The 24,457-nt window shown below is 61.6% G+C and carries 25 protein-coding genes; 10 read left to right on the forward strand and 15 right to left on the reverse strand.

Going from position 1 to position 24,457, the window contains the following annotated elements; translation table 11 throughout:
- Nucleotides 1–40 precede the first annotated feature (40 nt).
- From B5M07_RS16335 to doeB, 6 genes are read left to right on the forward strand one after another with little or no spacing between them, the layout of a single operon-like run.
- On the forward strand, nt 41–679 hold the full coding sequence (locus tag B5M07_RS16335) for a TRAP transporter small permease (protein WP_205570882.1): 639 nt from the start codon (nt 41–43) through the stop codon (nt 677–679).
- 3 nt (nt 680–682) lie between these two features.
- Nucleotides 683–1,969, forward strand: a complete 1,287-nt coding sequence (locus tag B5M07_RS16340; RefSeq protein ID WP_120352065.1) for a TRAP transporter large permease — start codon at nt 683–685, stop codon at nt 1,967–1,969.
- A gap of 12 nt (nt 1,970–1,981) precedes the next feature.
- Nucleotides 1,982–2,422 carry a universal stress protein gene (locus B5M07_RS16345; protein ID WP_120352066.1) on the forward strand — a complete coding sequence of 147 codons (441 nt, stop codon included), beginning with the start codon at nt 1,982–1,984 and terminating at the stop codon, nt 2,420–2,422.
- A 17-nt stretch (nt 2,423–2,439) separates the two neighbouring features.
- A complete protein-coding gene (locus B5M07_RS16350) occupies nt 2,440–3,231 on the forward strand; it encodes an aspartate/glutamate racemase family protein (RefSeq protein WP_120352067.1) in 792 nt (263 codons plus the stop codon).
- Between the two features lie 60 nt (nt 3,232–3,291).
- Entirely contained in the window at nt 3,292–4,473 is a 1,182-nt protein-coding gene (doeA, locus tag B5M07_RS16355; protein WP_120352068.1) for an ectoine hydrolase DoeA, read from the forward strand.
- Nucleotides 4,470–5,459 carry a N(2)-acetyl-L-2,4-diaminobutanoate deacetylase DoeB gene (gene doeB / locus B5M07_RS16360; protein ID WP_120352069.1) on the forward strand — a complete coding sequence of 330 codons (990 nt, stop codon included), beginning with the start codon at nt 4,470–4,472 and terminating at the stop codon, nt 5,457–5,459. The genes doeA and doeB overlap by 4 nt, the downstream gene beginning before the upstream one ends.
- A gap of 15 nt (nt 5,460–5,474) precedes the next feature.
- Here doeB and B5M07_RS16365 read toward each other — a convergent pair whose 3' ends face one another.
- The 13 genes from B5M07_RS16365 to B5M07_RS16425 form a co-directional block, all read right to left on the reverse strand.
- Nucleotides 5,475–6,434, reverse strand: a complete 960-nt coding sequence (locus B5M07_RS16365) for an ABC transporter ATP-binding protein (protein WP_120352070.1) — start codon at nt 6,432–6,434, stop codon at nt 5,475–5,477.
- Nucleotides 6,431–7,408: an ABC transporter ATP-binding protein gene (locus B5M07_RS16370; RefSeq protein WP_120352071.1), complete on the reverse strand. Its 978-nt coding sequence runs from the start codon at nt 7,406–7,408 to the stop codon at nt 6,431–6,433. The genes B5M07_RS16365 and B5M07_RS16370 overlap by 4 nt, the downstream gene beginning before the upstream one ends.
- A 3-nt stretch (nt 7,409–7,411) precedes the next feature.
- Nucleotides 7,412–8,317, reverse strand: a complete 906-nt coding sequence (locus tag B5M07_RS16375) for an ABC transporter permease subunit (protein WP_067938852.1) — start codon at nt 8,315–8,317, stop codon at nt 7,412–7,414.
- Nucleotides 8,317–9,324, reverse strand: coding sequence for an ABC transporter permease subunit (locus B5M07_RS16380; RefSeq protein ID WP_120352072.1), 1,008 nt, complete (start codon nt 9,322–9,324; stop codon nt 8,317–8,319). Before B5M07_RS16380 ends, B5M07_RS16375 begins: the two co-directional genes overlap by 1 nt.
- Entirely contained in the window at nt 9,318–10,427 is a 1,110-nt protein-coding gene (locus B5M07_RS16385) for a M24 family metallopeptidase (protein ID WP_120352073.1), read from the reverse strand. The genes B5M07_RS16380 and B5M07_RS16385 overlap by 7 nt, the downstream gene beginning before the upstream one ends.
- Before the next feature lie 77 nt (nt 10,428–10,504).
- Nucleotides 10,505–12,097 (reverse strand): ABC transporter substrate-binding protein, encoded by a 1,593-nt coding sequence (locus B5M07_RS16390; protein WP_120352074.1) that lies wholly within the window; start codon nt 12,095–12,097, stop codon nt 10,505–10,507.
- 64 nt (nt 12,098–12,161) lie between these two features.
- Nucleotides 12,162–12,752, reverse strand: a complete 591-nt coding sequence (locus B5M07_RS16395; protein ID WP_067626358.1) for a helix-turn-helix domain-containing protein — start codon at nt 12,750–12,752, stop codon at nt 12,162–12,164.
- Nucleotides 12,753–12,954: 202 nt separating this feature from the next.
- Entirely contained in the window at nt 12,955–13,761 is an 807-nt protein-coding gene (locus B5M07_RS16400) for a metallophosphoesterase family protein (protein ID WP_120352075.1), read from the reverse strand.
- The gene (locus B5M07_RS16405) at nt 13,758–14,546 is read right to left on the reverse strand and encodes an ATP-binding cassette domain-containing protein (RefSeq protein ID WP_120352076.1); all 789 of its coding nucleotides are present in this window, start codon (nt 14,544–14,546) and stop codon (nt 13,758–13,760) included. The genes B5M07_RS16400 and B5M07_RS16405 overlap by 4 nt, the downstream gene beginning before the upstream one ends.
- Nucleotides 14,539–15,513 (reverse strand): ABC transporter ATP-binding protein, encoded by a 975-nt coding sequence (locus tag B5M07_RS16410; protein ID WP_120352077.1) that lies wholly within the window; start codon nt 15,511–15,513, stop codon nt 14,539–14,541. The genes B5M07_RS16405 and B5M07_RS16410 overlap by 8 nt, the downstream gene beginning before the upstream one ends.
- Entirely contained in the window at nt 15,510–16,328 is an 819-nt protein-coding gene (locus B5M07_RS16415; protein WP_120352078.1) for an ABC transporter permease, read from the reverse strand. The genes B5M07_RS16410 and B5M07_RS16415 overlap by 4 nt, the downstream gene beginning before the upstream one ends.
- Nucleotides 16,325–17,269 (reverse strand): ABC transporter permease, encoded by a 945-nt coding sequence (locus tag B5M07_RS16420; RefSeq protein ID WP_120352079.1) that lies wholly within the window; start codon nt 17,267–17,269, stop codon nt 16,325–16,327. Before B5M07_RS16420 ends, B5M07_RS16415 begins: the two co-directional genes overlap by 4 nt.
- 50 nt (nt 17,270–17,319) lie before the next feature.
- Nucleotides 17,320–18,807: an ABC transporter substrate-binding protein gene (locus tag B5M07_RS16425; protein ID WP_120352080.1), complete on the reverse strand. Its 1,488-nt coding sequence runs from the start codon at nt 18,805–18,807 to the stop codon at nt 17,320–17,322.
- A 236-nt stretch (nt 18,808–19,043) separates the two neighbouring features.
- On the opposite strand from B5M07_RS16425, the gene B5M07_RS16430 reads away from it, so the two are divergent.
- Complete coding sequence (locus tag B5M07_RS16430) at nt 19,044–20,174, forward strand: NAD(P)/FAD-dependent oxidoreductase (RefSeq protein WP_120352081.1); 1,131 nt, start codon at nt 19,044–19,046, stop codon at nt 20,172–20,174.
- On the opposite strand, the gene rlmN is transcribed toward B5M07_RS16430, so the two are convergent.
- Entirely contained in the window at nt 20,171–21,352 is a 1,182-nt protein-coding gene (gene rlmN, locus B5M07_RS16435; RefSeq protein WP_067625034.1) for a 23S rRNA (adenine(2503)-C(2))-methyltransferase RlmN, read from the reverse strand. The two genes, B5M07_RS16430 and rlmN, sit on opposite strands and share 4 nt — an antisense overlap.
- A gap of 91 nt (nt 21,353–21,443) precedes the next feature.
- Complete coding sequence (locus tag B5M07_RS16440; protein ID WP_120352082.1) at nt 21,444–21,944, reverse strand: MarR family winged helix-turn-helix transcriptional regulator; 501 nt, start codon at nt 21,942–21,944, stop codon at nt 21,444–21,446.
- 234 nt (nt 21,945–22,178) lie between these two features.
- Here B5M07_RS16440 and ectA point away from each other — a divergent pair, with 234 nt between their 5' ends.
- Genes ectA through B5M07_RS16455 form a run of 3 tightly spaced genes read left to right on the forward strand, consistent with a single transcriptional unit; the run spans nt 22,179 to nt 24,456 of the window.
- Complete coding sequence (gene ectA / locus B5M07_RS16445) at nt 22,179–22,712, forward strand: diaminobutyrate acetyltransferase (RefSeq protein WP_120352083.1); 534 nt, start codon at nt 22,179–22,181, stop codon at nt 22,710–22,712.
- Between the two features lie 53 nt (nt 22,713–22,765).
- Nucleotides 22,766–24,058: a diaminobutyrate--2-oxoglutarate transaminase gene (gene ectB / locus B5M07_RS16450; protein ID WP_120352084.1), complete on the forward strand. Its 1,293-nt coding sequence runs from the start codon at nt 22,766–22,768 to the stop codon at nt 24,056–24,058.
- A 5-nt stretch (nt 24,059–24,063) separates the two neighbouring features.
- The gene (locus B5M07_RS16455; RefSeq protein WP_120352085.1) at nt 24,064–24,456 is read left to right on the forward strand and encodes an ectoine synthase; all 393 of its coding nucleotides are present in this window, start codon (nt 24,064–24,066) and stop codon (nt 24,454–24,456) included.
- Nucleotide 24,457: the final 1 nt, after the last annotated feature.

The following is a 24,457-nucleotide window of genomic DNA, read 5'->3' on the forward strand; positions in this document are numbered from 1 at the left end:
GACCTTATTTTGACGCGATCCATTTTGAACCATTCACGGGATGACGCCGGTGACGGAAGACAACCACAGTTCGCAACTGCAATCGCAGACAGACACCACCGGCACTGATGACGCCCCCGTTGGCACCTACAAATCCACCCTACCCGGCCCGTTGGGCACAATCGACAACGCGATCAGCTGGCTTGAGTCTGTGATGCTCGCCGCTGGTGTTTTGTTGATGGCCGCCAATACGATTGCCAATGTGGTAGGTCGTTTCGTCTTTCAAAGCTCGATCTTCTTTTCCGAAGAATTGAACAGCATCCTGATCATTATCATCACTTTCGCAGGCATTTCCTATGCCGCGCGGCACGGGCGGCATATCCGCATGTCGGCAATTTTCGACGCCCTGCCCCCGCGCCCCCGTAAGGTGCTGATGATCTTCATCGCCTTCGTCACCGCCGTCTTCATGTTCGGCCTCGCGTGGTATGCGCTGCAATATATCATGACCCAAGCCGGGCGTGGCCGCCTGTTGCCTGCCCTGCAGGTTCCGGTCTGGTGGACGCTGGTCTGGGTGCCCTTCGGCTTCTTCATGACCGGGCTGCAATACCTGCTGACCGCCATCAAAAACATCATCGAGCCTGACATTTACCTGTCGACCAGCGTGCTGGAAGGCTACGACGACAACGAGCGGGAGGTCTAAGCGATGGCTGCTACCATTTTCTCCATCATGGTCGTCCTGCTGCTGCTGGGCTTTCCCATGATGATCCCGCTGATCGTCGGCGCATTTGTCGGTTTCTATTCGCTCTTCGGCGGCTTCGGCCAGTTAGAGACGATGGTGCAACAGATGATGGCGGGCGTCCGGCCCGCTTCGCTGATCGCCGTGCCGATGTTTATCTTTGCCGCCGATATCATGACACGCGGCCAGTCCGCCGGGCGGCTGATTGATATGGTGATGTCCTTCGTGGGTCACATGAAGGGCGGTCTTGCGGTTGCCACGGCGGCGGCCTGTACCATGTTCGGCGCGGTCTCGGGCTCCACTCAGGCGACGGTCGTCGCCGTCGGCTCCCCCCTGCGGCCCCGGATGCTCAAGGCCGGGTACAAAGATAGTTTTGTGCTGGCGCTGATCGTGAACTCCTCCGACATCGCTTTCCTGATCCCGCCCTCCATCGGCATGATCATTTACGGCGTCGTCTCCAACACGTCGATTGCTGAACTGTTCATCGCGGGCATTGGGCCGGGGCTGCTGATCCTTGCGCTGTTTTCGATCTATTCGGTGATCTACGCCTACCGCCACAACGTCCCCACCGAAGAGAAAGCTACATGGGGCGAGCGCGCACGCGCGGTACAACAAGCGCTTTGGCCGCTGGGTTTTCCGGCGATCATCATCGGCGGCATCTACGGCGGGGTCTTCTCTCCGACCGAGGCGGCAGCGGCCTGTGTGCTTTATGCCATCTTCCTTGAGATGATCGTCTTTCGTGAGATCGACTTTGCGGGCATCTATGAGACGGCGAAATCCACCGGGCTTATCACCGCCGTGGTCTTCATTCTTGTTGCGGCAGGCGCGGCCTTCTCTTGGGTGATCTCTTTCGCGCAAATCCCGCAGGCGGTTTTGGCGGGCATCGGGATCGACAGCATGGGGCCAATCGGCGTGCTCTTCGTCATCTCCATCGCCTTCTTCATCGGCTGTATGTTCGTGGACCCGATCGTGGTGATCCTCGTCTTCGTGCCGATCTTTGCACCGGTGGTCGACTCGGTCGGCCTTGATCCCGTGCTGGTCGGGACAGTCATCACGCTGCAAGTCGCCATCGGTTCGGCCACGCCGCCCTTTGGTTGTGACATCTTCACCGCCATCGCGGTCTTCAAACGACCCTATATGGAGGTTATCCGCGGCACCCCGCCCTTCATCGTCATGCTGCTCAGCGTGTCTGTCGCGTTGATTTTCTTCCCACAGATCGCCCTATTCCTGCGCGATCTGGCCTTTTCGAAATAAGAGGACAGCGTCATGTTCACCCATATCCTCGCCCCCTATGACGGCTCGGTGAATGCCGACCGCGCGCTGATGAAGGCGGCAGAGATGGCCAATCTGACCGGGGCGAAGGTAACGCTGCTGACGATCTACCGGCATCATTCGATGCTAGAGGCGTCGCTGTCGATGGTGCGGGTCAACGATCCCGGCAATATCGACGACGCGATGCAGGCCCACGCGACCGAGATCATCAACCACGGCAAACAACTGTTGAAAGACGCCGGCGTTGAGAATGTCCGCGCCTTTGTCCGCTCGGGCCGGCCTGCGCGCGCCGTCACCGAATTTGCCAAGAAACATGACGCTGATCTGATCGTCATCGGTTCGCGCGGTTTGGGCGCGACAGGCGATAGCTATCTGCTGGGTTCAGTGTCACACAAGGTCACGGGGCTCGCGAAATGCCCCGTGCTTGTAGTCTAGCGTAAAGGAATATTCAGGTGACACCCCCTGTGCAAAGCGAAACGCTTCAGTGCCGTTTGCGTGAGGATGATCCGGTGCGCCTTGGCGCGATGTTGCTGTCGACCGACATGACCTTTGAGCGTGACGCGGCGCGGCTGATCGACCCCGCGCAGGCCGCATTGCATGTGGCGCGGATCGCTTTTGAGAACCCCACCACCCCCGAACGCCTGCGCGCCATGACCCCCGATATGGCCCGCACCGCGGCGCTGCTGGTGCCGGGGATCAAGCTTTCGGCCATCGCTTTTTGCTGCACCTCGGCCTCGGTCGCCATCGGCAACCCGGCGGTGCGTGAAGCCATCGGCGAAGGGCTCCCCGGCGTGCCGGTCATCACCCCCGCCTCTGCCGCCATCGCAGGCTTTGCAGCACTTGGCGTGAAACGTGTGGCAATGCTCACCCCCTATCTGCCCGAAACCGCCGCGCCCCTCGCCGCCTATTTCGAGGAACAGGGCCTTCAGGTCATGCGCAACGGCGCCTTCGGGTTGGAAGACGACCGCGACATGGCGCGGATCGACGACGAGAGCATCATCAACGGCGCCGCAGCACTGGACGGAGCGGAAGTAGAGGCATTTTTCCTCTCCTGCACGTCCCTGCGCGGTGTCGACGTAATCGACCGGATCGAAGCCGCCTTGGGCAAACCGGTCGTGACCTCTAACCAAGCGCTGTGCTGGGCGTTGCAACGGATGGGCGGGCTGACGGGCCGCCCCGATGGCTATGGCCGTCTGTTCGACTGCGACATGCCAAGCGCCCATGCACAAGGCATCATTCCGTGATCCCGGCCCCTCTGGCCGGATCGCAATATTCGGGTAACCAGACATGAAAGGGGCTGGCCTATGACCACGTATGAGGCGAATTTTACCAACAGCGAGTACCAGCGCCGGGTTGACCGAACGCGCAAGGTCATGGCCGCGCGCAACATGGATGCGATCGTGGTCAGCGACCCGTCGAACATGTCGTGGCTGTCGGGCTATGATGGCTGGTCGTTCTACGTCTACCAAGCGGTAATCCTGACCCAAGAGGGCGAGCCGATGTGGTGGGGCCGCGGCATGGACGCGCTTGGCGCACGGCGCACCGTGTTTATGGAGGACGACCGCATCCGGGGCTACGACGACAGCTATGTCCAAAACCCCGAGAAGCATCCGATGGAAGACCTCTCAAGCCTCTTGAGCGAAATGGGCCTCGAGAACGCGCGCATCGGCGTGGAGATGGACAACTACTATTACTCCGCCCGCGCCCACGACACGCTAAAGACCAAACTGCCCAAGGCGACCTTTATGGACGCCACCGCACTGGTGAACTGGGAACGCGCTGTGAAATCCGAGCGCGAGATCGAATATATGGAGCGCGCCGCGCGGATCGTCGAAGAGATGCACGTCCGCATCCTCGAAGTCGCCGTGCCGGGGATGCGCAAGAACGATCTGGTGGCCGAGATCTATGCCACCGGCATTCGCGGTGCGCAGGGCTTTTGGGGCGACTACCCGGCCATCGTGCCCATGGCTCCATCCGGCATGGACGCCACCGCCCCGCATCTGACGTGGGACGACCGGCCCATGCAGCCCAACGAGGCGACCTTCTTTGAAATCGCAGGTGCCCACCGGCGCTATCAATGCCCCCAGTCGCGCACACTGTTTTTCGGGGATGTGCCACAGAAATACCGCGACGCCGAACAGGCGGTGCTTGAGGCCATCGACGCAGGGCTGGAGCAGGCCAAGCCGGGCAACAAGGCCGAGGACATCGCCAACGCTTTTAACAAAACGCTGAACAAGGCCGGGTTTGAGAAGGACAGCCGCTGCGGCTATGCCATCGGCATCAGCTACCCGCCCGACTGGGGCGAGCGCACGATCTCTTTCCGTCGGGGCGACACGACGATCCTTGAGCCGAACATGACCTTCCACTTCATGCCCGCGCTCTGGCTGGACGATGGCGGGCTCGAGATCACCGAGCCGATCCGCATCACCGAGACCGGCCATGAATGTTTCTGCACCACACCGCGAAAGTTGTTTGTTTCCGCATGACCAGCAATCCCATCACCCCGACCATCCCGCTCGACGCCCCCGGCGCGCATCACGGGTTTCTCCGCCTGCCCTACAGCCGCGATGACAGCGCTTGGGGCTCTGTCATGGTGCCGATCACCGTCATTAATGGCGGCGCCGGCCCTACGGCGCTGCTGACAGGCGGCAACCACGGCGATGAATACGAAGGGCCGATTGCCCTGCAAGAACTGGCGGCCACGCTGGATCCTGCGCAGATCAAAGGCCGCGTCATTATCCTGCCGATGATGAACCAACCCGCCTTTGCCGCGGGACGGCGCTGTTCGCCCATCGACGGCGGCAATATGAACCGCAGCTTTCCGGGCAGCCCCGGTGGCACGGTGACCCAGAAAATCGCGCATTACATCGCGACCGAATTGGTGCCGCTGGCCGACATCGTGCTGGATTACCACTCTGGCGGGCGCACCCTAGATTTCTTGCCCTTTGCCGCCGCGCATATCCTGCCCGACAAGAAACAGGAGGCCGCCTGCATGGCCGCGATGGAGGCGTTCAACGCGCCCTATTCGATGAAGATGTTGGAGATCGACAGTCGCGGCATGTTCGACACGGAAGTGGAGGAACAGGGCAAGGTCTTTGTCACCACCGAGCTCGGCGGCGCGGGCACGTCGACGGCCAAGAGCGTTGCCGTCGCCCGCAAAGGCGCGCGCAATCTGTTGATCCATGCAGGGATTTTGGAGGGCGAGCCCGAGATGGCCGAGACCGTGATGCTCGACATGCCCGATGGGCGCTGCTTCACCTTTAGCGAGACCAACGCCCTGCTAGAGCCGCTGGTTGATCTAGGGGATGAGGTCACCGAGGGCCAGCCCATCGCCCGTCTCTGGCCCAGCGACCGCAGCGGTCAGCCAGCGATCCTCGCTCATGCGCAGCTTGGTGGTATCTTGACCGCCCGGCATGTGCCGGGGCTGGTCAAGATGGGCGATTGTATTGGGGTGGTGGCGCAGGTGGTCTGACCCACCTGCAACGCCTCATTCGTCGACGGGGAAGTAGCAGGCTGCCGGATGCGGCGCGCCCTCAAGCACGGGGCGCTCTTTCCGGCAGACATCCTGCACCTTCCAGCAGCGCGGGGCAAAGGGGCAGCCCTCAGGGATCGCCAGGGGCGAGGGCAATTCGCCCTGTAGCTTGATCCGCTCCTTGCCGCCTTCGGGGTCGGCGCGTGGGGTCGCGGAGAGCAGCGCCGCCGTATAGGGATGGCGCGGGTTCTCAAAGACTTCGTCTTTCGGCCCCTTCTCAACCGCGCGGCCCAGATACATGACGATCACATCGTCAGCCACATGGCGCACGACAGAAAGGTCATGGCTAATGAACAGATACGCCAGCTGCATCTTCTCCTGAAGGTCCACCAACAGGTTCAGGATCGCCGACTGGATCGACAGATCAAGCGCCGAGACGGGCTCATCCAGCACCAGCACCTTCGGGTCCAACATCAACGCCCGCGCCACCGCGATCCGCTGGCGCTGACCGCCCGAGAACATATGCGGGTAGCGGTCGTAGTGTTCAGGCCGCAGACCGACAAGGCGCAGCATCTCGCGGGCCTTCTCTTCACGTTCCTTCTTGGACATGTCCTTGCGGTTGATAACCAGCGGCTCTTGCAGGATCGTTCCGATCTGCTGGCGCGGGTTTAGGGAGCCGTAAGGATCTTGGAACACGATCTGCACATGCTGGCGCAGGTCGGCCCAATCCTCAGGCCGTACCTGTTTGCCGTCGAGCGTGAGCGACCCTGCGGTCGGCTCTTCGATCATCGTGACCATCCGCGCCAGCGTGGACTTGCCACAGCCGCTTTCGCCCACAACGGCCAGCGTCTTGCCGGGGTGCAGTTGGAAATCGAGGCCCGCGACGGCCTTCAAAGTCTGGGTCTTGCGCAGGAAGCCGCCACCAACCTGATAGTGACGCTCTAGCGCGTCGGCGGTCATTACGGGGGCAGTCATGACGCGACCCTTTCATCGGTATTCAGCGGATAGAAACAACGCGCCTTGCCCAGATCCTCGCCCAAGGGCGGCGGATTCTGGTTGCGGCATTTGTCATTGGCGAACTTGCAGCGCGGCGAGAACAGGCACCCCGCAGGCCGGTCGAACTGGCCCGGCACCACGCCGGGGATTGTCGGCAGGCGTTTCTCAGTGGCACGCTCCGGCAAGGCATCGAGCAGGGCCGCTGTGTAAGGGTGGTGCGGCTCACGGAAAAGCGGCAGCACCTGCTGCTCTTCGATCTTTTGGCCGGCATATTGCACGCTTACACGCTCGGCGGTTTCGGCCACTACGCCCATATCGTGGGTGATCAGCACCAGCCCCATGCCGGTCTCTTCGCGCAGCGAGGTCAGCAGGTCGAGGATCTGCGCCTGAATGGTCACGTCGAGCGCAGTCGTCGGTTCATCCGCGATCAAGAGCTTGGGTTTGCAGGCGATCGCCATGGCGATCATCACACGCTGGTTCATCCCGCCCGACATCTGGTGCGGAAAGACCGACAGACGCTTTTCCGGGTCCGGGATGCCAACCTGTTCAAACAGCTCAATCGCCCGCTTGTGCCGCTCGGCTCGGTTCAGGCCAAGGTGAAAGCGCAGGGATTCCTTGATCTGCCAGCCCACCGGGAAACAGGGGTTGAGCGAGGACATCGGCTCTTGAAAGATCATCGCAAGGTCATTGCCGACAATCTTGCGCCGGGCGCGCTTGTCCATTTTCAGCAGGTCATGACCGTCGAAGGTCAGCTCATCGGCGGTGACGGTGGCGGTCCAAGGCAACAGGCCCATCAGTGCCAACATCGACACCGACTTGCCCGAGCCACTTTCGCCGACAATGGCGAGGATTTCGCCGGTGTCGACATCTTGGTCAACCGAGTCCACGGCGCGGAACTTGCCCGAGGCGGTGGCGAAATCGACCGAGAGGTTGCGGATACGCAGAAGAGACATCAATCAGCTCCGCTTTAGTTTCGGGTCAAGGGCGTCGCGCAGCCCGTCCCCCATGAGGTTGATCGCCAACACGGTGACGAGGATCGCAAGGCCGGGGAAGGTCACAACCCACCACGCCCGCAAGATAAACTCGCGCGCTTCGGCCAGCATGGTGCCCCATTCCGGCGTGGGCGGCTGTGCGCCCATGCCCAGAAAGCCAAGCGCGGCGGCATCAAGGATCGCGGTCGAAAACGACAGCGCGGCCTGCACGATGATCGGCGCAAGGCAGTTCGGCAGCACGGTCACGACCATCAGCCGCAGCGTGCCAGCACCGACAACACGGGCCGAGGTCACGTAGTCTTTCTGCCGCTCAGACAGCACGCTCGCCCGTGTCAGACGCACGTAATGCGGCTGCAACACAATCGCGATGGCGATCATCGCATTGGTCAGCGACGGCCCAAGGATGGCCACCAGCACCAGCGCCAGCAGCAGCGACGGGAAGGCCAGAATGATGTCCATGATCCGCATGATGATCGTGTCGAGCCACTTGGGCGCGAAGCCCGAGATCAACCCGATGATGATCCCGCCAGAAGCGGCGATAGACACCACGACGATGCCAACGAAGAAGGAGTAGCGCGCACCAACAATCAGACGCGACAGCATATCGCGACCGAGCGGGTCGGTGCCGAGGATATGGCTCCACGTGCCGCCATCTTGCCAAACAGGCGGTTGCAACGTCGCAGCGCGGAACTGTTGGGTCGCGTCATGCGGTGCGATCCACGGGCCGAACAGTGCCAGAAAGGCGAAGACGGCAAAAATCCACAGGCCAATCACGGCCCCACGGTTTTCGCGGAAATAGAACCAGAATTCGCGCAGGCGTCCGGGGCGCGCGTGGACCATTTCGGCTTCGGCAGAGAGTGCGTCGTCCATTAGCGTTTCCTGATCTTGGGGTTGATGATGCCATAGAGCATGTCAACGGTGAGGTTCACGACCATGACCATGACGGCGATCAGCAGCAGGCCACCCTGCACCACCGGGTAGTCGCGGCGGAAAATGCTGTCGACCATCCACTTGCCGATGCCCGGCCAGCTAAAGATCGTTTCGGTCAGAATGGCGCCCGCCAGCAGCGTGCCGACCGACAGGCCGATCACGGTGATGACGGGAATAAGCGCGTTGCGCAGGGCGTGGATACCATTGATCCGGCCCGGGGACATGCCCTTGGCCCGCGCGGTGCGGATGTAGTCTTCGCCCAGCACTTCGAGCATCGCCGAACGGGTCTGCCGTGCGATCACCGCCAGTGGGATGGTGCCCAGCACGATGGTCGGCAGCAGCAGGTGCCGCAGCGCCGAGGTAAACGCCCCGTCCTGCCCCGAGGCAATACTGTCGATCAGCATGAAGCCCGTGGCATTGGGGAAGTAGTATAGCAGATCAATCCGGCCCGAGACTGGCGTCCAGCCCAAGTTGCCCGAGAACACGATGATCAGCAGCAGCGCCCACCAGAAAATCGGCATCGAATAGCCCACAAGTGCGGTCGACATCAGCGCCCGGTCAAAGAACTTGCCCCGGTTCACCGCAGCAATCACCCCCGCCGGCAGGCCCAAGGCCACGGCAAAGATCATCGCGCAGACCGACAGTTCCAACGTCGCCGGGAAGAGCGAGAAGAACTCATCCCAGACAGGCCGTTTGGTCACGAAAGAGTTGCCCAGATCGCCTTGTAGAACGCCGGTGAAGTAGTCCCAGAACTGCACATAGACCGGCCTGTCAAAGCCGAACTGCTGCTGCAGTTCCAAGTAGCGTTCTTCGGAAATGCCCCGTTCGCCCGCCATAACGACGATCGGGTCGCCCGGCAGCATGCGGATGAAGGCAAATGAAATCAGCGTGACGCCGATAAAGGTCGGGATGAAGGTCGCAAGGCGCGACAAGACATATTTCAGCACGGGAGCACCATCAGTTCCTTCGGAAAGTTGGTCAGGGATTTGTAGCCATCTTCGGTGATCAGCACGTCATCTTCGATGCGCACGCCAAAGTTGCCGATCTCATAGAGGCCGGGTTCATTGGTGTACACCGTTCCGGCGGGTAAAGTCATATGGTTGCCGCGCATGATATAGGGCGCTTCATGCACATCGCGGCCAAGGCCGTGGCCGGTCTTGGTGCGGATGCGGTCGGCGTAGGGCGAGGCTTCGAGCACGCCGGTCACCACATCGTCGATCTCATGCGCGGTGACGCCTGCACGGGTGGCGTCGAGGCCGGCGAGATTGGCGCGTAGCACGGTGTCATAGACATCGCGCCCCTCGTCGCTGACATGGCCGAGGAAAACGGTGCGGGTGATGTCAGCGGCAAAGCCGTTCTTGCGGGCACCGAAGTCGATCAGCAGCGCATCGCCCGCTTTGACGCGGTAATCTTCGCGCGCTTTGGCATGCGGGCGGGCCGAGCCGTCCCCCGCAGCGACAATCGGCGCAAAGGACAGATCATCTGCGCCCTCGGCAAAGACCATCTGCACAAGTTTCTGTTCTATCTCTTTCTCGGTCTGGCCGAGCTTCACGGAATCGAGCGTGGCGCGCAGAGCGCGTTCGGAAATGTTAATGGCCTCTTGCAGGGCGGCAACCTCGGCCTTGGTCTTGATCATGCGCGGCGCAGAGATTTCGCGCTCAGCGTCGATGATCCGCAGATCGGGTTGCGCTTTCTTCAGCGCGTGATGCACGAAGACGCGCATCACTTGGCCCTCAACGGCCAGCGAGGTGATGTTCAGATGCTCGGTCAGCGCGGCAAAGGCATCGTCATAGCCTGTTTGATCGCGCCAATCGAAAACGGCACCGTCAAAGCCAACCAATTCCCAGCTGCCCAGTTCAAGGTTCGGCACCAAAGCGGAGGCGGGGCCGCGGGCCGGGATCACCAGAACAAAGGGGCGCTCGTGGCTCATGAAGGCATGGTCGACAGCGCGGGTGAAATTCGGGCCGGGCACCAGCGCCACGGCGTCCACCGATAGGTCAGCGGCGATATCGGCATAGGCCGAAAGGCGATCATTCAGTGAATTGGACAAGGTAAGGCTTCCCGGCGGTAGAGGTTAATAAAATGGGGACGGCACGAATGCCGCCCCCTTTGGTCGTAGCGGCAGGGTTACTGCTTCAGGCCAACTTGGTTGAAGATGTGGCCACCCAGCGGGTGAACGACATAGTTTTCAACTTCGGGGCGCATGGTCATGTAGACGACCGAGTGCGCGATGGTGGCCCAAGGTGCTTGATCCTTGAAGATCTGCTGCGCTTCTTCGTACAGCGGCGCACGCTCTTCTTGGGTCGGCAGAACCTTGGCTTTCTGGATCAGCGCGTCGAATTCCTCGTTGCACCACTGGGCGCGGTTGGATTTCTCGACACCGTCACAGCCCAGCAGCACCGCGAGGAAGTTGTCTGGATCGCCGTTGTCACCGGTCCAACCCAGCAGCACCGCGCCATCACGGTCTTTCGACTTGGAGCGCTCAAGGTACTCACCCCATTCGTAGGAGACGATTTCGACATCGACGCCAACTTTGGAGAAGTCTTCTTGCATCAGCTCGGCCATACGGCGGGCGTTGGGGTTGTAGGGACGCTGAACCGGCATCGCCCAGATCTTCATGGACAGGTCGGTGACGCCTGCTTCCTCGAGCATCGCCTTGGCGGCCTCGGGGTCATAGTTGTCGTCTTCGATGGCGTCGTTGTAGGACCACATGGTCGGCGGCAGCGGGTTCTTGGCGATTTCGCCGGAGCCCTGGAACACCACGTCGATGATCGCCTGCTTGTCGATCGCCATGTTCAGCGCCTTGCGGACATCGGCGTTGTCGAAGGGCGCGACCTGCGTGTTGTAAGCCAGATAGCCGACGTTCAGACCTTCTTGCTCCATCACGACGATGTCTTCGGCGTCTTTCATCGCCTGAACATCGGCAGGGTTCGGATATGCCGTCACGTGGCACTCACCCGCCTGCACCTTTTGGTAGCGGACCGAAGCGTCAGGCGTGATCGCGAAGATCAGGCTTTCGACTTTGGCCGGGTCACCCCAGTATTCGTCGTTACGCAGGTAACGGATGACCGCGTCTTTCTGGTAGGCTTGGAACTGGAACGGGCCTGTGCCGATGGGCGCTTGGTTCACCATTTCGGGCGTGCCAGCTTCCATCATTGCGTCGGCATATTCCTTGGACACGATCGAGGCGAAATCCATTGCCATGTTGGCGATGAAAGGCGCTTCGGGGCGGGTCAGGTTGAAGACGACGGTGTAATCGTCGACCTTTTCGATGCTCTCGATCAGGTCGGGCATGGACATGCCGCCGTAGTATTCCCACGTGCCGCCGGAAACGGTGTGATAGGGATTTTCTTCGTTGCCCTGACGGTCAAAGCTAAAGACCACGTCGTCGGCGTTGAAATCGCGGCTTGGCGTGAACTGGTCGTTGGAGTGGAACTTCACCCCTTCGCGCAGCTTGAAGGTCACCTTCATGCCGTCTTCGCTGACTTCCCAGCTTTCAGCCAGCGCGGGGATGACTTCGGTCGTGCCGACTTTGAACTCGGCCAGACGGTTGTAGATCGGGTGGCTAGAGGCGTCGAAGGTGGTGCCAGCGGTGTAAAGCGCGGGGTCAAAACCCTCGGGCGAGCCTTCGGAGCAATAGACCAGCGCTTGGGCCGATGCGGCTGTGGCACCCAGTGCCGCCAGCATGGCGCCGGTGGCCAATTTCGTTGTAAAAGACATAATATTCACTCTCCTGATTGGTTTGTTTTTTGGCAGCGGTTTGTCCGCCGCAGGTGATACGCCCTTACGGGCGAGACGACGCGAATGCGGTGGCTAATGCCCCTTCATTCGGACGTATTCTATTGGCGCCAGCGGCCTGTTCGTATTGCATCCGGCCCACCCAAAGGACACGCGCGGGCTTGTCGGTTTTGTTGGACCAAGAATGCGGGCTGCTGCCGAGGTAATGCAGGCTGTCGCCGGGCCGCATGATATGCTCCCCCCCATCGACGACCTGCGCGATCTCACCCTCAAGGATATAGATCACCTCTTCGCCCTCATGCACGACCTCTTCGGAGGCATAGCCCGGTGGCACGTTCATGATATAGGATGACAGCTCATGGCCGGGAAAATCCGCGCCGATCTTCTCATATTCGATGGAAGACCCCGACACGGCAAAGCGGGGACGCTCATCCGCGCGGGTCAGGCTGTCTTGGGTCTTGGGGGTATGGATGAAAAAGCTGACTTCGACCTGAAGCGCGACGGCAATCTGCGACAGGGTGCCCAGCGACGGCGTGGCCCGGCCCCGCTCAACTTGGCTCAGATAACCGACCGACACGCCCGAAGCTTCGCCCAACTGCTGCAAGGTCAGGGACAAACGATGACGTTGCTTGCGCATACGTGCGCCAAGCGTAGATACACTATCGCCATTGGCAGTTGGCAAATTCACCCTCCCCGTGAACAGCGGCCCGATCTTGCGCCGGGCGCAGCCTTTTCGTCTCCCGTTGTGTGAGATTAAAAAAGTTGAGGGTCAACAAAAATTTTTTTACTGCGGCGCAGCATGGGGCTCATGGCGACGACTGTGCGCGGCGGATGTCGTTCTATTCAAAGGATTTTAGCTGCTCACGATCAATCCGCGCCAATTCACGCGCCGTCGGGTCAAGCGGCGCGAAAGAAACACTCAGCCCGCTGGGATGCCATTCGCAGATCCCGAATCCGGTGCCCTCAACGATGCGCAAATCGCGGGTTTCGGTCAGATCGATGGTAGAATGCAGCCCGTTGGAGATCACCACCGGGATGCCGTTCCAATGGCTCACCCGGTTCACATGCACATGGCCCGAAAGGATCCCCGCCACATGCTGGCCCTTCAGCATTTCAGCCAAACGCGCGCTGCTGGCCTCATCCAAGCTGCCCCACGCCAGCGCTTCAGGATCAATGCGCGGCGGGTGGTGAATGACCAAGAGTTTCGCCAGTTCGGGGTGACGCTGCAGCGCTGCCTGTAGAAACTCGAACTGCGCGTCATCCAGCGCCCCGGCCACCTTGCCCGGTACACTGCTGTCCAGCGCAATAACATGCAGATCACCCTGCGGCGCGTCGTGGAAATAGGGCGCATCAGCCAGCCCCGGCGCAAAGACCGCGTTAAAACCGGCGCGTTTGTCGTGGTTGCCAAGGGCCATCACCAGCGGCGCTTTCAGCGGGGCCGTGATCTCGTGCACCAGCGCATAGCTTTCCCGGTCGCCCTGATTGGTCAGATCGCCGCTGGCCACGACAAAGGCGGGCTGCGGATCCATCGCGTTGATCACCTCAACCACGCGGCGCAGGGTGGCGGGCGTGTCGCTTTGCAGATGCGGGTCGGCCAAATCGGGGTGCGAGATATGCAGGTCAGTCAGGTGGACGAAACGGGTCATGGGCGTACTCCTGCGGCTGTCAGCAGGGTTTTCGTATAAGGGTGCTTGGGCGCGCGCAACACATCAGCGGCCGCACCGCTCTCAAGCGTTTTACCGTGCTGCAGCACCAGCACCCGGTCACAGACCGCCCCCACCACCGCGAGGTCATGGCTGATGAACACCATCCCGAGGCCCAGATCATCTTGCAGGTCCATCAGAAGATTAAGGATTTGCGCCTGAACCGAGACGTCAAGGGCCGAGACCGCCTCATCCGCGACCAAAAGCGCGGGGCGGGTGATGATGGCGCGGGCGATGGCGATGCGCTGGCGCTGCCCGCCCGAGAATTCATGCGGATATTTGCCTGCGTCGGCTGGATGCAGCCCGACCTGCGCCAAGGCTTCGGCGACATGGTGGCTGATATTCTCCGTCTCGCCATTGGCGCGCAGCGGCTCGGCGATGGACCAGCCAACGCGGCGGCGCGGGTTAAGCGAGCCGAAAGGGTCTTGAAACACCATCTGAAAACCGCGCCGCAGCCGGCGCAATTCTTCGCCCCGAAGCTCGTGCAGATCGCGCCCCTGAAACAGCACCTCCCCCGCGTCCGGACGCTCAAACGCCATGATGAGCCGCGCCAATGTCGATTTGCCCGAACCGCTTTCGCCGACCACGCCCAAGGTCTCGCCCGCGTGCAGCGAAAACGCCGCCCCCTCCAGCGCGGTCAGTACTGGCGGGGCGCGCAGCAGGCTTTGACGCGGCAGCTTGTAGCGGCGGGTCAGGTTGCGGACCTCCAAGAGCGGCACGTCAGTCATGCCGCGGCTCCGTCAGCAGATGACAGGCCGCGCCGCGCCCCGTTTCGGTCTGCGCAAAGGCCGGGCGCTGCGTGGCACAATGGGGCAGCTCAGCCGGGCAGCGCCCCGAGAAACGGCAGCCCAACGGCAGCGCATGCAGCGGCGGCACGGTGCCGGGAATGGTCGGCAGCCTGCGGCGCTTTCCTTGGGCATCCCGCCCTGCCACACCGGCATCGGGCCGCGCGCCCAACAGCCCCTTGGTATAGGGATGCGCGGGCGCGCCAAGCACCTTTGCCGTGCGGCCCCGCTCAACCATATCGCCCGCATACATCACCACGATGTCTTCGGTGGCGCGCGCCACGGCAGCAAGGTCATGGCTGATGAAAACCAGCGCCATCTCGCGCTCTCGCGCGAGTCGTTGCAGCAGGTCGGTGATCCGCAGCGCAACATTGGCATCCAGCGCCGTGGTCGGCTCATCCGCGATCAGCAGCATCGGATTGCAGGCCAAGGCCAGCGCGATCAGCACCCGCTGGCGCTGCCCGCCCGACATCTCATGCGGGAATTGCCGCAGGCGTCGATCTGGGTCGGGAATGCCCACCTCTTCGAACAGGCTCAGCGCGCGGGCGCGGGCCGCGCGGCGCGTCAGCCCGTCGTGCAGCAGCATCGGCTCCATCACCGTATCGCCCACCCGCCGCAGCGGGTTGAGCGCCGCCATCGGCTCCTGAAACACCATCGCGACGCGGCGGCTGCGCAGCCTCTGCCAATCCCGCTCTGCCGCGCGGGCCATATCCTGCCCGTCGATGCGAAGCTGTCCGGTCAGGCGCGCGCTGTCGGGGGCCATGCCCATCAGGCACAGGGCCAGAAGCGTCTTGCCCGAACCGCTTTCGCCAACGACACCCAAGCGGTCGCCGCGCTCGATCACCAGATTGGCATCACGCAGCGCCGCCGCATGGCCGAAATGGACCGAGAGATTGCTAAGATCGATCATCGCGCCCGCACCAGTCTCGGGTCGGTGATATCACGCAGCCCGTCGCCCAGAAGGCCGAACCCCAGCACCGCCACGACGATGCAAAGGCCGGGATAGATTGCCAGTTGCGGGGCGAGATACATCAACGTCTGCGCCTCCGACAACATCCGCCCCCAGCTTGACGCAGGCGGCTGCGCGCCGAGGCCAAGATAGCTCAGCGCCGCTTCGGCGAGGATTGCCACGGCAAATTCGATGGTGGCCTGCACGATGATGGCCGCGGCGATATTGGGCAGGATGTGATCGCGGCTGATCGCAAAGCGCCCCCGCCCCGCCGCGCGTGCCGCGGCGACATAATCGCGCGTCCAGATTTGGTTGGCAGAGGCACGGGTGACGCGGGCGAAGATGGGGATGTTGATAAATGAGATCGCCAGCACCGCATTGGTCAGCGACGGCCCAAAGACCGCCGCCAGCATGATCGCAAAGAGCAACGCGGGAAAGGCAAAGCCGAGATCGGCAAGCCGCATCACCCCATCCTCGACCCAACCGCCAAGCGCCGAGGCGAGCAACCCAAGCGATACGCCGATGCTGCCGCCTAAAAGCACCGCCACCAGCGCCACGGTCATCGAATTACGCGCCGCCGCCATCAGTTGCGCCACCACGTCGCGGCCCAACTGATCGGTGCCCAGCCAATGCTCTGCCGAAGGCGGCGCGAATTTGGTCGAGATCGACATCGTCTGCGGGTCATGCGGGGTCCAGATCAGCGACAGAGCCGCCACCCCAACCACGAGGCTGACCAGCACCGCGCCCAGCAGAAAATTCGCCGGAAGCTGCCTCATGCTCGGGCCTTCAGCCGGGGGTCGATGACCACGTAAAGTAGGTCGACCACGAAATTCGCCGTGACCACGATGGCGGCAAAAAGCATCACCAGCGCCTGCACCGTGGGCAGGTCACGGTTGGCGATGGACTGAAAGATCAGCCGCCCCAGCCCCGGCAGGTAAAAGACGTTCTCAATCACGATGGTGCCGGTGACCAACGCGGCGAATTGCATGCCCACGATGGTCACGATCGGCACCAGCGCATTGGGCAGCACATGCCGCCAAAGCACCCGCCGCCGCGACAACCCACTGGCCCGCGCGGTGCGCACGAAATCCAGCCGCATCACCTCCAGCGCCGAAGATCGCGTGACCCGCGCCAGCACCGCCGATTGCACCAGCGCCAGCGCCACCGTGGGCAGGATGAGCGACCGCAGCGCCGCGCCCGGATCGTCCCAGCCCGCAAAGCCCCCGGGCGGCAGCCAGCGCAGCTTCACGGCAAAGAGCATCACCAGCAGGATCGACAGCCAGAAGGCGGGCACCGCAATGCCGAGCTGGCTGAGAAACATCACCCCCCAGTCACCCGCCCGCCCATGCTGCGCCGTCGCCGTGATGCCAAGGCCCAGCGCCAGCACCAGCGTCACCAGCATCCCCGCCACGGCGAGGGATATCGTCATCGGCAGCCGCTCGGCGATCAGGTCAGAGACCGGCACGCGGAAGGAATGGCTGATCCCGAAATCCCCCTGCAGCGCGTTCCAGACCCAACTGAAATAGCGCGTTGTCAGGGGGTCATTCAGCCCCAACTGCGCGCGCAGCGCCGCCAAAGCGTCTTCGCTGGCGTCCATGCCAAGGATGGTCAGCGCCGGATCGCCCGGCAGCACGTTCATCACGGCAAAGACCACGAGTGAGACGGCGAGCAAGGTTAGCACGAAACCAAGCGTGCGGCGAAAGAGGAAATAGGCCACGAAGTCAGGTCCAAAGGCCGCGGCACAAGGGGCGCCGCGGCCGTTTCAAGTTAGTTGGCGACGCGCACGTTCTTCAGCGGCATGTAGAGCACAGGCGAGGAAGCCCAGTAGCCTTCGACCTCCTGCCGGAAGACGCCCAGCAGCGGCAGCTGGAACAGGAAGCCATGCACCGATTGGTCGGACAGCATCTGCTGGCCCTGCTTGAGCAATTCGTCGCGGGCCTCGGCATCGACCTCAGTCGTGATCTTTTCCCACAGGGCGGTCATCTCGGCATTGTCGTAGCCGTAGAAATAGTCAGGCCCGCGGGCGAAATTGCCCATGTCATTGGGGCTGGTGTGGGCGATGATCGTCATGTCATAGTTCTTTTTCTTGTAGACCTCATCGATCCAGAAGCCCCATTCGACATTCTCAACCTTGGCGTCGATCCCAGCCTCGGAAAGTTGGTTCTGGATGATCTCGGCCGAGCGGGTCGCGTAGGGGAAGGGCGGCACGCGCAGGGTCATGGTGGCGCCGGCCACGCCTGCCGCCTCAAACATTTCCTCGGCCTTGGCGCTGTCATGCGGATAGGCGTCCGTCAGGTCGACATAGGCGGTGCCGTGGGGCGGGTAGAAACTGCCAATAGGCACGGCTTGGCCATACATCGCGCCCTCAATAATTTCGTTGCGGTCGATGGCGGTGGCCACGGCGCGGCGCACCTCGACATTGTCGAAGGGTGGTTTCGCGTTGTTCATGGCGAGGATCACTTCGCCCTCGGTCGAGCCAACATTCACGCGAAAGCGGGGGTCGGCCTCGAACTGCGGCAGCAGTTCCGGCGCGGGGAAACCGGGGAAGGCGTCAAGCTCTTCGGCCATCATCGCCGCTGTCGCCGCGGCGGGGTCGGAGATGAAACGGAACACCACCTTGTCCAGCGCCACATCCGCCGCATCGCGGTGATCGGGGTTCTTGATTAGCGTCAGGCGGTCGCCGCGAGTCCAACTGTCGAACTTGAAGGGGCCGGAGCCGACCGGGTTGGCGTTGTTGCCCTCGGCGCTTTCGGCGGCCACGATGGCGCTGTCGCCCTGCCCCATGTTGAAGAGGAAAAAGGCGTCTTTGCCCGAAAGCGTGATCTCGACCGTCTGCGTGTCGACCGCTTTGACGCTCTCGATCGGCTCGAAGATGTCCTTGGAGGGATTCACGCTGTCTTCGCCCATGGCCCGCTCGAAGGAATAGACCACATCCTCGGCGTCGAGCGTGCTGCCATCGTGGAAGGTCACGCCTTCGGCCAAGGTGAACGTATAGGTCAGCCCGTCTTCAGACACCTCCCAAGAGGCCGCGAGGTTGGGCTGCACCTCGCCGTTTTCCGCCACGGTGGTCAGCGATTCAAAGACGTTTTGCGTCATCATGCTGTCGATGGAGGCGGTCGCATCCGCCGTCGGGTCAAGCGACGTGGGCTCCTGCTGCATGCCGATGACAAGCTCGGCGGCGGCAGAGGCTGAGGCCATCAGGCCAAAGGCCAGCGTCAGCGCGGGAAGGGTTTTGGTAAGGGGCAAATGAGACATGGGGCAGCACTCCTGTGGGGAGGGGCGTGTTCGGCCCTGCCGTGCGCCCCTTTGCGACAGATTGCGCCGGGCGGGGGCGTTCGGTCAACGGCTTTGGCGCAAAACAAGAAAACTTCATGCAATTGCAATAATATGGCGGATTTTACCGAGTGGCCTCGACAGCGGAAAGGGACCGGGGGATCGGCCCTTTTGTGCGGCAGTCGTCGGTGCTAGCCTCCGCGCAGAGAGGGCAGATTATGGATATTTCTACGGCAGGTTTCGATTGCATTGTCATTGGCGCGGGCATCGCGGGCGCTTCTGTCGCTGCTGAACTGTCCAGCGACCGCCGGGTGCTGCTGTTGGAACGAGAAAGCCAGCCGGGCTATCACACCACGGGCCGCTCTGCCGCCCTGTTTACCGTGACCTATGGGCCGGAGGTGATCCGCGCCCTTTCCCGCGCTTCTGCCGCTTTCTTTCACACCCCCGCCAGCCCCCATCTGGAGCATCCGCTGCTGGAACCACGCGGCGCGGTGTTCGTCGCGCGGCAGGATCAGAAGGCGGCGCTGGCGCGCACCGCCGAGGAACTGGGGCCCCATGTCACCCCGCTGACCGGGGCCGAAATCGAGACACTCGTGCCGCTGCTGCGCAAGGGCTATGCCAGCGCCGGGCTGCGCGATGCTTCGGCGGCCGATATCGACGTGAACGGGCTGCATCAGCATTACCTCAAGACCTTCCGCGCCGCGGGCGGTGTCTTGCAAACCAAGGCCGAGGTGCGGGCGCTTCGCAAAGAAGGGGCCTGGCAGGTCGACACGAACCAAGGCACCTTCCACGCGCCGGTCATCGTCAATGCCGCAGGGGCTTGGGCCGATGAGATCGCCACGCTGGCAGGGCTTGCGCCTGCGGGTCTCACCCCGAAACGCCGCACCGCGCTGACGGTGGCACCGCCCGATGGCATGGAACCGGACCGTTGGCCGATGGTGGTGGATATCGATGAGCAGTTCTACCTCAAGGCCGATGCGGGCAAGCTGCTGATTTCACCTGCGGACGCCACGCCCTCGCCCCCTTGTGACGCCCAGCCCGAGGAATTGGATATCGCGATCTGTATCGACCGGATCGAAACCGCATTCGACCTTCACCGCCCCCGCATTGAAAGCCGCTGGGCCGGGCTGCGCAGTTTCCTGCCCGACGGTGATCCGGTGGCCGGATTTGATCCCGAGGGAGAGGGGTTCTTCTGGCTAGCGGGCCAAGGTGGCTATGGCATCCAGACCGCGCCGGCGCTGGCGCGCCTTGCCGCCGCTTTGCTGCGGGGAGAAGACATCCCCGGCGACATTGCCGCCGAGGGTGTCACTGCAAAGGCGCTTGCACGCAGGCGTCCGGGGCTGGCTTAGCCGCCCATCCCGGCGTCAGCTTCGATCTGCTTGCGCGACTTGCGTGCGCGTTCGGTGGCCGATTTCAACTGACCACAGGCCGCCATAATGTCTTCGCCACGGGGCTTGCGCACGGGCGAGGCATAGCCCGCGTTATAGACGATATCGGCAAAGGCGCGGATGCGATTGTTGGACGACCGCTCATAGGGCGAACCGGGCCATTCGTTGAAGGGAATGAGGTTGATTTTGGCCGGGATGCCCTTAATCAACTCGACCAAGCGATGCGCGTCTTCGTCGCTGTCGTTCACGCCCTTCAGCATCACATATTCAAACGTGATCCGCTCGGAGTTGCTGACCTTGGGATAGGCGCGTAGGGCGTCGAGCAGTTCTTCGATGTTCCAACGCTTGTTGATCGGCACCAGCTTGTTGCGCACCTCATCGGTGGTGGCGTGGAAAGACACGGCAAGTTGGCAGCCGATTTCGGCGGCGGTGCGGTGGATCTCGGGCACAACGCCGGAGGTCGAGAGCGTAATGCGGCGGCGCGAAAGCTGAATGCCCTCAGGGTCCATCGCGATCTTCATCGCGTCGCGCACGTTCTCAAAATTGTACAGCGGCTCGCCCATACCCATCAGCACGATATTGCTCAAAAGACGGGCCTCTTCGGTCCGAGTGCCAGTCTCGGGCCATTCATCCAGATCATCGCGCGCCACCATGACCTGACCGATAATCTCAGCGGCGGTAAGATTACGCACCAGTTTCTGCGTGCCCGTGTGGCAGAAGGAACAGGTCAGCGTGCAGCCCACTTGGCTGGACACACAAAGCGTGCCGCGGCCCTCTTCAGGGATATAGACCACCTCAACTTCATGACCGCCTGCGATCCGCACCAGATACTTTCGCGTGCCGTCTTCGCTTTCCTGCCGGGTCACAACCTCAGGCACTTCGATCACAAATTTCTCTGCCAGTTCAGCGCGGTAGCCTTTGGCGAGGTTGGTCATGGAGTCGAAATCACGCACACCCCACTGATAAATCCACTGCCAGATTTGCCCCACACGCATCTTTGCCTGTTTCTCAGGCGTGCCGTTTGCGATCAACACGTCACGCATGGCGTCACGGGTCAGACCGACAAGGTTAATCGGCCCCTCGGGCAACTTGCGGGGAAGGGTCATCACGTCTTGGGTGATGGGCGCGGAAGCGGACATTGCAAAGACTCACAGGCTAGGGATGGGTCTCTATATAGGGAATGACGCGATTTGCAAAAGGGTTTGGCTGCCCGCGCTTTTAAGGTCAACCTTAATAGGTCTTCTTGCTCATCCGCAATTCACCGGTCGCCAGAACCGGCGCGGCATCCAGACTGTCTACATTCAGCATCGCCGCCACACGCTCCAACGAAGACACCAACTGCGCCTGCTCCCAATCGGCGAGATCGGCAAAGGCGCGGACGTAGCGCTGTTGCAACGCATCGGGGGCTTCCTCCAACACATCCTCACCTTGGGTGGTCAGGGTGATGTTGGTTTGCCGACGGTCCTGCGCCGAGGGCTGCCGCGAGACCAAACTGCGCGCCACCAACTTATCGACCAACGCGGTTACGGTCGCTTGGCTCACGCCCATCTGATTGGCGAGGGTCTTGGCTGTGGGGTCTTTCTTCTCTCCGACGATCTGCAAAACCCGCAGTTGCGCCGGGGTTACCCCTGCGGCCTGCGCCAAATCGCGGGCATAGAGTTCGGTAGCGCGCAAAATGCGGCGTAAAGCGATCAGACTCTCGTCGACCCGGTCGGGATGTTTTTGCGTCATGGTGCATCATTGCACAATGGGGACGATTTCAGCAATCGCTCTCAACTGCCCTGAACGCTTAGTATAGCTAAGCGAAACGCCTCAATTTCGTTAGCCTTACGAAACAAATATGCACATGAGCATGGCCCTGAAACAACGCTATAAGCGTATTTTGAGGTATTTTGCTTTGAATGTTGAAGTATGACCGCACATGCCCTACTTAGCTTATCGAAACAATAAGGGAGCCCCGAACGGATGCAGAATGAACTCGACATGAAAAAAGCCCGCACACCCAAACTGCGCAAGCCCAATGCCGAGGACGGAGCTGCCATTTGGCAGTTGATTCGCGACTGCAAGCCGCTCGACGAGAACTCGCTTTACGCGAACCTGATCCAGGCCGACCACTTCCGCGACACTTGTGTTGTGGCTGAGATGGACGGTGACATCGTTGGATGGATCTCCGGCCATATGATCCCTGCACAAGACGCCTTCTTTGTCTGGCAGGTTGCCGTTAGCCCCAAGGCCCGTGGCCTTGGTCTGGGTAAGACCATGCTGATGGAACTCGTGAACCGCGATGAAACTGAGGACGCCAAAACCCTCAAGACTACGATCACCCGGGACAATGACGCCTCCTGGGGGCTGTTCCGCAGCTTTGCGAACCACGTCGGCGGCGACCTTTCGGATGCGCCCCACTTTACCAAAGACGCCCATTTCGATGGCGCGCACGACACCGAACATATGGTGACGATCACGCTGCCCGAGACTGCGCCGCTTAAACGCGCCGCGTAAACCGCAGCTGACAATTCACACGACAGATTCTCTTGAAGAGAAAGGATATTCCTATGCCCAAAGACATGGCACAGAACACAACGATCTTTACCCGCCGCGAGAGCGAAGCACGCTCCTATTGCCGTGGCATGAACGCCGTTTTCACCCGCGCCAGCGGGTCGGAGATGTTCGACGTAGACGGCAACCGCTATATCGACTTTCTGGCGGGTTGTTCCTCGCTGAACTACGGCCACAACGATCCCGATATGAAAGCCGCGCTGGTGGATCACATCACGGCGGACGGCATCGCTCATGGTCTCGACTTCCACAGCGACACCAAAGCCGCCTTCCTGACCGCCTATGAGGAGAACATCCTCAAGCCGCGCGGCATGGATTATAAAATCATGATGACCGGCCCGACAGGCACCAATGCTGTTGAGGCCGCCATCAAGCTTGCGCGCAAAGTGACAGGCCGCACGAATGTGATCTCCTTCACCAACGGTTTCCATGGCATGACCATGGGCGCGCTGGCACTGACCGGCAACAAAGGCAAGCGCGGCGGTGCGGGCGGTGGCTCGCTGGCCGACGTGACGCATATGCCGTTCGAAGGTGCGCTTGGCGACAACGTGGATTCGCTGGAAATGATCGACGCGATGCTGTCGAACCCGTCCTCGGGCATCGACGCCCCTGCGGCATTCATCTTTGAGCCGATCCAAGGCGAAGGGGGCCTGAACGCCGCGTCTGACGCATGGATGCAAGGCGTGGAAAAGATCGCCCGCAAACATGGTGCTCTGCTGATCGTTGATGACATTCAGGCCGGTTGTGGCCGTTCGGGCAGCTTCTTCTCGTTTGAGGCCTCCGGCATCAAGCCTGACATGGTGACCCAAGCGAAATCGCTTTCCGGCTTTGGCCTGCCCTTCGCAGCCCTGCTGATCGCGCCTGAGCATGACATCTGGAAGCCAGCCGAGCACAACGGCACCTTCCGTGGCAACACCCACGCCTTTGTCACCGCCCGCGTCGCGATTGAGAAATTCTGGTCCGACGATCAGTTCGAAAAGTCGCTGGCCGAAAAAGCCATGGTGCTGACCACCGCACTCAATGACGTGGCCGAACTGGTCGACGGCGCCACCCTGAAAGGCCGCGGCCTGATGCAGGGTGTCGACGTTGGTTCTGGTGAACTGGCCGGTGCAATTTGTGCGCGTGCCTATGAATTGGGCCTCGTGATCGAAACATCGGGCGCGAACGACGAAATCGTTAAATATCTTGCCCCGCTCACCACGTCGCAGGAGGTTATGCGCGAAGGGTTTGATATCCTTTTGCAGGCCACCCGTGACGTGACTGGAAACCTGAAAATGGCAGCGGAGTAACTGACATGATTGTACGCGATTTTAATAAACTTCAGAACACCGACCGCCACGTTGGTGATGCAAAATGGACCTCGACCCGGCTGCTGCTGGCCGATGATGGGATGGGCTTTTCCTTCCACATCACCGTGCTGGAAGCGGGCTCTGAGCATACGTTCCATTACAAGCATCACTTCGAAAGCGTCTATTGCATGAAGGGTAAGGGCTCGATCACCGATCTCGCTACTGGCGAGACTCATGAGATCACCCCCGGCGTGATGTATGCGCTGAACCTGAACGACAAACACATCCTGCGCGCAGAGGAAGAACTGCACATGGCGTGCTGCTTCAACCCGCCAGTCACTGGCAACGAAGTGCACCGTGAAGACGGCTCCTATGCGCCTGCCGAGGAGGTAGCGTAAG

It is taken from the genome of Sulfitobacter sp. D7 (genome assembly GCF_003611275.1).
Lineage (GTDB): Bacteria > Pseudomonadota > Alphaproteobacteria > Rhodobacterales > Rhodobacteraceae > Sulfitobacter > Sulfitobacter profundi.

Bases quoted from the DNA above. Each gene is read 5' to 3' on its own strand.
- B5M07_RS16375 (WP_067938852.1), bottom strand. From the start codon at position 8,317: ATGGACGACGCACTCTCTGCCGAAGCCGAAATGGTCCACGCGCGCCCC.
- B5M07_RS16390 (WP_120352074.1), bottom strand. From the start codon at position 12,097: ATGTCTTTTACAACGAAATTGGCCACCGGCGCCATGCTGGCGGCACTG.
- B5M07_RS16425 (WP_120352080.1), bottom strand. From the start codon at position 18,807: ATGTCTCATTTGCCCCTTACCAAAACCCTTCCCGCGCTGACGCTGGCC.
- B5M07_RS16365 (WP_120352070.1), bottom strand. From the start codon at position 6,434: ATGACTGCCCCCGTAATGACCGCCGACGCGCTAGAGCGTCACTATCAG.
- B5M07_RS16405 (WP_120352076.1), bottom strand. From the start codon at position 14,546: ATGACTGACGTGCCGCTCTTGGAGGTCCGCAACCTGACCCGCCGCTAC.
- doeA (WP_120352068.1), top strand. From the start codon at position 3,292: ATGACCACGTATGAGGCGAATTTTACCAACAGCGAGTACCAGCGCCGG.
- B5M07_RS16335 (WP_205570882.1), top strand. From the start codon at position 41: ATGACGCCGGTGACGGAAGACAACCACAGTTCGCAACTGCAATCGCAG.
- B5M07_RS16345 (WP_120352066.1), top strand. From the start codon at position 1,982: ATGTTCACCCATATCCTCGCCCCCTATGACGGCTCGGTGAATGCCGAC.
- B5M07_RS16440 (WP_120352082.1), bottom strand. From the start codon at position 21,944: ATGACGCAAAAACATCCCGACCGGGTCGACGAGAGTCTGATCGCTTTA.
- rlmN (WP_067625034.1), bottom strand. From the start codon at position 21,352: ATGTCCGCTTCCGCGCCCATCACCCAAGACGTGATGACCCTTCCCCGC.
- B5M07_RS16430 (WP_120352081.1), top strand. From the start codon at position 19,044: ATGGATATTTCTACGGCAGGTTTCGATTGCATTGTCATTGGCGCGGGC.
- ectB (WP_120352084.1), top strand. From the start codon at position 22,766: ATGCCCAAAGACATGGCACAGAACACAACGATCTTTACCCGCCGCGAG.
- B5M07_RS16370 (WP_120352071.1), bottom strand. From the start codon at position 7,408: ATGTCTCTTCTGCGTATCCGCAACCTCTCGGTCGATTTCGCCACCGCC.
- B5M07_RS16455 (WP_120352085.1), top strand. From the start codon at position 24,064: ATGATTGTACGCGATTTTAATAAACTTCAGAACACCGACCGCCACGTT.
- ectA (WP_120352083.1), top strand. From the start codon at position 22,179: ATGCAGAATGAACTCGACATGAAAAAAGCCCGCACACCCAAACTGCGC.
- B5M07_RS16410 (WP_120352077.1), bottom strand. From the start codon at position 15,513: ATGATCGATCTTAGCAATCTCTCGGTCCATTTCGGCCATGCGGCGGCG.
- doeB (WP_120352069.1), top strand. From the start codon at position 4,470: ATGACCAGCAATCCCATCACCCCGACCATCCCGCTCGACGCCCCCGGC.
- B5M07_RS16395 (WP_067626358.1), bottom strand. From the start codon at position 12,752: ATGCGCAAGCAACGTCATCGTTTGTCCCTGACCTTGCAGCAGTTGGGC.
- B5M07_RS16400 (WP_120352075.1), bottom strand. From the start codon at position 13,761: ATGACCCGTTTCGTCCACCTGACTGACCTGCATATCTCGCACCCCGAT.
- B5M07_RS16340 (WP_120352065.1), top strand. From the start codon at position 683: ATGGCTGCTACCATTTTCTCCATCATGGTCGTCCTGCTGCTGCTGGGC.
- B5M07_RS16415 (WP_120352078.1), bottom strand. From the start codon at position 16,328: ATGAGGCAGCTTCCGGCGAATTTTCTGCTGGGCGCGGTGCTGGTCAGC.